7 protein-coding genes are annotated in these 6,179 nt (G+C 68.8%); all 7 read right to left on the reverse strand.

The genetic code is table 11. The features are described from left to right. Window positions 1-65: 65 nt before the first annotated feature. A complete protein-coding gene (locus ACFWFI_RS40155; RefSeq protein WP_387400484.1) occupies window positions 66-1,226 on the reverse strand; it encodes a DivIVA domain-containing protein in 1,161 nt (386 codons plus the stop codon). 49 nt (window positions 1,227-1,275) lie between these two features. Beyond that, a complete protein-coding gene (locus tag ACFWFI_RS40160; protein WP_014156754.1) occupies window positions 1,276-1,572 on the reverse strand; it encodes a YggT family protein in 297 nt (98 codons plus the stop codon). 68 nt (window positions 1,573-1,640) lie between these two features. Further along, window positions 1,641-2,252, reverse strand: coding sequence for a cell division protein SepF (locus ACFWFI_RS40165; protein ID WP_031098945.1), 612 nt, complete (start codon window positions 2,250-2,252; stop codon window positions 1,641-1,643). A 127-nt stretch (window positions 2,253-2,379) separates the two neighbouring features. Further along, window positions 2,380-3,099: a YggS family pyridoxal phosphate-dependent enzyme gene (locus ACFWFI_RS40170; protein WP_387400486.1), complete on the reverse strand. Its 720-nt coding sequence runs from the start codon at window positions 3,097-3,099 to the stop codon at window positions 2,380-2,382. Between the two features lie 3 nt (window positions 3,100-3,102). Continuing rightward, on the reverse strand, window positions 3,103-3,837 hold the full coding sequence (gene pgeF / locus ACFWFI_RS40175; protein ID WP_387400488.1) for a peptidoglycan editing factor PgeF: 735 nt from the start codon (window positions 3,835-3,837) through the stop codon (window positions 3,103-3,105). 17 nt (window positions 3,838-3,854) lie between these two features. Beyond that, entirely contained in the window at window positions 3,855-5,069 is a 1,215-nt protein-coding gene (ftsZ, locus tag ACFWFI_RS40180; protein WP_387400490.1) for a cell division protein FtsZ, read from the reverse strand. 276 nt (window positions 5,070-5,345) lie between these two features. Continuing rightward, the gene (locus ACFWFI_RS40185) at window positions 5,346-6,140 is read right to left on the reverse strand and encodes a cell division protein FtsQ/DivIB (RefSeq protein ID WP_387400492.1); all 795 of its coding nucleotides are present in this window, start codon (window positions 6,138-6,140) and stop codon (window positions 5,346-5,348) included. Window positions 6,141-6,179: the final 39 nt, after the last annotated feature.

The following is a 6,179-nucleotide window of genomic DNA, read 5'->3' on the forward strand; positions in this document are numbered from 1 at the left end:
GGGGAAAACCCCGGGGCCCGGCCCTCAGCCTGCCGACGGCTACGCGCTCAGCGAGCGCGTACCGATCAGTTGTCGTCCTCGTCGATCAGGAACCCGCGCATCGGCGACGGAGCCTGCTGCATCGGCTGCGGCGCCTGCGGCCGCACCGGCGCCATCGGCTGCGTCATCGCGGGCGACATCTGCTGCTGGCCGCCGCCGTACGACGGGCCACCGCCCATCGACTGGTTGCCGCCGCCCATCTGCTGGTTGCCGTGACCACCGTGGTTGCCGCCCATGGTGTGCCCCATCGCTCCCGCACCGGCCGGAGCCAGCGAAGGCGACGGCGGCAGCGAGGCGGCGGCGGGGGTCCGCGGCGGAGCCAGCGAGTCGTCGGCCTGGGTCTCCAGCTGACGCAGCTGGCTCTCCAGGTAGGACTTCAGACGGGTCCGGTACTCGCGCTCGAAGCCACGCAGGTCCTCGACCTTGCGCTCCAGCGTCGCGCGGGCCGACTCCAGCGAGCCCATCGCCACGCGGTGCTTCTCCTGCGCGTCCCGCTCCAGGGCGTCCGCCTTGGCACGGGCGTCGCGCTCGAGGCCCTCGGCACGGCTGCGCGCCTCACCGACGATCTTGTTGGCCTCGGAACGGGCCTCCGCGATCGCCTGGTCGGCGGTCTGCTGGGCAAGGGAGAGGACACGGGCGGCGCTGTCGCCACCGGGGCCCTGACCGGGCTGCTGCATCTGCTGCTGCTGCATCTGCTGCTGCTGCTGCTGCATCTGCTGCTGCGGAGCGTGACCGCCCATGGGGCCGCCCATCGGGCCACCCATGGGACCGCCCTGCATCGGGCCGGGGCCGTGCGGGCCCTGCGGACCGGGACCGTGGCCGCCCTGAGGACCATGGCCGCTGGGACCGGCAGGCAGCTGCGGAGCGCCACCGGGCAGCTGGGGGGGACCCATCTGCGGGGGCTGCTGCTGCTGCACCGGCGGACCAGATATGGCGGCCGGCACCGGGGCACCCGGCCGGTCCTGCTGCTCCGGCGGTTTGCGCATTCCCTGCTGCTGCTGGTTCTGCGCGGCCGCACGCGTGGCGGCGGCCAGCTTGGCGCGCAGGTCCTCGTTCTCACGGAGCAGACGGGTCAGTTCCGATTCGACCTCGTCGAGGAAGGCATCGACCTCGTCCTCGTCATAGCCTTCTCGGAGGCGGACGGTCGTGAACTGCTTGTTCCGCACGTCCTCGGGGGTCAGCGGCATCTCTTCTTCACCTCTACGTAGTCGTCGGCAGTCGGCAAGACCGTATCGTTCACACGCTGCTCGCAAGCTTGCCCACGAGGCTGAGCAGAATGTAGACGATGATCATCAGAACGAAGAAGGACAGGTCAAGTGCCACGCCCCCGAGACGCAACGGCGGTATGAACCGCCGCAGAAGCTTCAGCGGTGGATCCGTGACAGTGTAAGTGCCCTCGAGAACGACCACCATCGCCTTGCCTGGCTGCCATGAACGTGCGAACTGGAAGACATAGTCCATGACCAGCCGGAAGATCAGCACGATGAGGAAACACATCAGCGCGATATAGACAACATCCAGTGCGACGCCCATGTCCCGCGCTTCCCTCTCCCCTGGCTCTCGTAGCCCCGGCCTCCCGGCCGGGTTTGTTCCCGGTGTTCTCAGCTCTGGTTGAAGAACCCGCCCTCTGCGATGCGGGCCTTGTCCTCCGCCGTGACATCGACGTTAGCAGGCGACAACAGGAACACCTTCTGCGTCACACGCTCAATGCTGCCATGGAGACCGAAGACGAGTCCCGCGGCAAAGTCGACAAGTCGCTTCGCATCCGTGTCGTCCATCTCCGTGAGATTCATGATCACCGGAGTGCCCTCGCGGAAGTGTTCCCCGATGGTACGGGCCTCGTTATAGGTCCTGGGGTGCAGCGTGGTGATCCGGTAGGGCTCCCGCTCGGACACGACCTTGGGCATGATCACCGGTGCGTTCTTCTCCATGTTCGGGCGGTCAGGTGTGATGGATGCCACGGGGGCGATTCGGGCGGGTCGTCCGCTTTCCGCCGGGAGCTGAACCGGTTCCCGCGGTGCGGGCGGCTGCACCGATCGCACCGGTTCGTCCCGTTCCCGCTCCACCGGATGCGCGGGCTGGTGCCGCCGCCGGTCGCGCTCGGGCTCCGGCTCGGGTTCGAATTCGTCGTCGGGGTCGAACCCCGGACCGTCGTACCCATCGTCCTCCACGAGGCCGAGGTAGACCGCCATCTTGCGCATCGCGCCGGCCATGCTCCGAGTCCTCCGCTCTGTGGTGGATCGGCATTCGTGTCACCAAGTGCCCGAGATCCACTCCGGCCAGCCCGCGTGAAGCGGGAATGACCATATTTTCTGCTGTGGTCCGACTTGCTTCGCGACGTTACCCGAGCCGGGGTCGGACTCCGAGTACCGCCGTACCGACGCGTACATGTGTCGCCCCGGCCGCGACCGCGTCCTCGAGATCCGCGCTCATCCCAGCAGAGACCATGTTCGCAGCCGGATGGTTCCCGCGCAGGCGGGATGAGAATTCCATCAGGCGGTCGAACGCGTCCCGTTGCCTTCCGGCGTAGGGACCGGAGAGCGGGGCGACCGTCATCAGACCGTCGAGCCTCAGCCCCTCGGCAGCTTCCACCGACGCGGCCAACTCCTCGATCGCGTCCGGTGCGACACCGCCCCGGTCCCCGCGTTCGCCGCTCTCGGCGTCGAGGGCGACCTGGATGAGGCAGCCGAGCTCACGCTCACCCCTGACCGCTGCCGCCGAGAGTGCGGTGACGAGCTTCACCCGGTCCACCGACTGCACCACATCGGCATAACCGGCCACGGAGCGGACCTTATTGGTCTGCAACTGTCCGACAAAGTGCCATGTGAGCGACAGATCCGCACAAGCCGCGGCTTTTGGTGCCGCGTCCTGGTCACGGTTCTCCGCGACCTGGCGCACACCGAGTTCGTGCAGGATGCGCACATCGCTCGCGGGATACGTCTTGGTGACCACGATGAGGGTCACTTCTTCGCGCTTACGGCCCGCCGAGGCACAGGCGGAAGCAATGCGTTCCTCCACCTGTGCCAGGTTTGCCGCGAGTTGAGTCCTGCGATCCGTCATGCCCTATCCGTCCAACCAGACATATCCGGCGAGCCGTCCCGTGGTCCGGTCCCGGCGGTACGAGAAGTGGTCGCCGGATTCCAGGGTGCAGAACGGCGAACTGTGCCGGTCGACGACGCCGAGCTCGTCGAGCTGGGCGTGGACTCCAGCCGTGACGTCCACCGCGGGTGTTCCCCAGCCGGTCTTCGACCACGACGCCGGGACGACCCCGGCGACCTCTGCGCGCATCCGCTCCGGGACCTCGTAACACCGTCCGCAGACGGCAGGCCCGGTGTGCGCGACGATCCGGGACGGTTCGGCGCCCAGTGCGATCATGGCCTCGACCGTGGCCGGGACCACTCCCGCGACCAGACCGGGCCGTCCCGCGTGGGCGGCCGCGACGACACCGGCCGCCGGATCGGCGAGCAGCACGGGCGTGCAGTCGGCGGTGAGCACCGCGAGCGGGAGTCCGCGCCGTGCCGTCACCACCGCGTCCACGGCGGGAATGTCCGAGGCGTCGCCCCAGGGGCCGTCGACCACGGCCACGTCGCGCCCGTGCACCTGGTTCATCCAGACCACCCGGGCCGGGTCGAGACCGAGGGAACGGGCGGCGCGCGCACGGTTCGTGCGGACGGCGGCGGGGTCGTCGCCGACCGCACCGCCGAGGTTGAGCTCCTCGTACGGAACGGCGCTCACTCCGCCCCACCTGTCGGTGAAGGCGAAATGGGCGCCGCCCGCCGAAGACTCCGCGGCTCTCACCGCGTGCTGCGGACCTATCACTTCAAGAAGTCCGGTACGTCCAGCTCTTCGGCCTGGGTGTCCTGGTAGGGACGGGCCGTCGGGACGTGCGGCGGGGTGACCGGCGGCAGCGAGGTCTCGTTCGCAACCGGTGCCGGCTCGGCCGGCGCCTGGGGCTCCTCGCGCGGGGGCACGGAGCCCAGTCCGCCGGTCTGGCGCGCCGGCTCGGAGGTGCGGGCCGACGGGGCCGGCTCCTCACGCTTCCCGGCGCTCGACCCGAGGACGTTCTCCCGGCGGGCCGGCGGCTGTCCGCCGTCGAAGCCCGCGGCGATGACGGTGACCCGCACCTCGTCGCCCAGCGCGTCGTCGATGACCGCGCCGAAGATGATGTTCGCCTCCGGGTGGGCCGCCTCGCTCACCAGCTGGGCGGCCTCGTTGATCTCGAAGAGACCGAGGTCGCTGCCGCCGGAGATGGAGAGCAGGACGCCGCGGGCGCCGTCGATGGACGCCTCCAGGAGCGGCGATGAGATCGCCATCTCCGCGGCGGCCACCGCGCGGTCGTCGCCGCGGGCGGAGCCGATGCCCATGAGCGCCGATCCGGCCTCGGACATGACCGACTTGACGTCGGCGAAGTCGAGGTTGATCAGACCCGGGGTCGTGATGAGGTCGGTGATGCCCTGGACACCCGAGAGCAGCACCTGGTCGGCCGACTTGAACGCGTCGAGCACGCTGACCTGGCGGTCCGAGATGGACAGCAGCCGGTCGTTGGGAATGACGATGAGGGTGTCGACCTCTTCGCGGAGCTCGGCGATGCCGTCCTCCGCCTGGTTCGCTCGCCGCCGGCCCTCGAAGGTGAACGGGCGGGTGACCACACCGATCGTCAGGGCGCCCAGCGAGCGCGCGATGTTGGCGACGACGGGTGCGCCGCCGGTGCCGGTGCCGCCGCCCTCTCCGGCGGTGACGAAGACCATGTCGGCCCCCTTGAGGACCTCCTCGATCTCCTCACGGTGGTCCTCTGCCGCCTTACGACCGACGGCCGGGTTCGCCCCGGCGCCGAGGCCGCGGGTGAGTTCACGGCCGACGTCGAGCTTGACGTCGGCGTCGCTCATCAACAGTGCTTGCGCATCGGTGTTGATCGCGATGAACTCGACGCCCTTGAGACCGACCTCGATCATTCGGTTGATGGCATTGACACCACCGCCGCCGACACCGATGACCTTGATGACTGCGAGGTAGTTCTGCGGTGCTGCCACGTCGAAGGCCTCTCGCCTCGAGTTACGTGTCGTCGCTTCGCGGTAGTCCCGCCGCGACGACGGATGCCGATTGGGTCGGTCCGGACGCCGACCCAAACCCTAACGTTGAAGTTCAGGGTTACCAGTGTGTCTGCTTCTTGGACTCTTCCGAACAGGACACTAAGTCGACAAGTGGCGCACGTTCAACGAACACGCCGAACCTCCCGTTTTTCTTTTCACCCTATGTGATCACCCGTAGCGCTGACCAACCAGGGGGCTGGCCAGGCAGAACGTGCGTCAACTCTTAGAAACCGCAGGGGCGGTGGGAGCACTCACGTCGAAGTGTCCCGCTTTGGGAGACGCTTTCATGAGAGCGGTGAGCACCCGCGCCTTCACGGGCCCCTCCTCACTGCTACCCCACATCACCGTGCGGCCCCGGGTCAGTTCCAGGACGGCGGAGTCGTACGAGGTGACCCGTACGGTCCGGGTCTCCCCGGCCACCCTTCCCGGGAGGTCTCCCGCGACGCGGACCGCCTCCCGCACCAGACGGTCACTGCCGAAGCGACGCAGGCTCGCCGACTGATCAGGCGTCAATTCCAGCAGCGGCACATGCGGGGGCGCTTTGTCCACGGTTGCGAAGCGCACGCCTTTTGCGTCCACTTCAATGAACTTTTTGCCCTTTTCGACCAACAGGACCGGCTTCCGTTCGGTCACTTTAAGGCTGACACCGTGCGGCCATGACCGTACGACATCCACGGAGTCGATACGAGGCAACTTCTGGCGCAACCGGTCCGCGATCACACCCGTGTCCACGGTGATCAGCGGAGACCCGACGGGGGCCGCCGCCGCGGCCTCGACCTCGCTCCGGGTCAGGACGTCGGTGCCGGTGGTCGTCACCCGCTCCAGCCGCAGCCAGGACGACCCGTAGAGGACCCAGACCGTGGCCGCGGCGATCAGGACCACGCCAACTGCGGCCAGGATCAGTCGCATACGGCCGGTCAGCCGGCGCCCCTCGGGGCTGGTGTGCGGCGGGCGGGCCGGGGTGTCGGCCCGCTCGGCCTCGCCGCGCTGGGCGGTCGTCGGTCCGGCCACGCTCGCTCCTTCGCCGGACCCGGGGCGCGCGCCCCGGGT

The organism is Streptomyces sp. NPDC060209 (assembly GCF_042728155.1).
Classification (GTDB): Bacteria; Actinomycetota; Actinomycetes; order Streptomycetales; family Streptomycetaceae; genus Streptomyces.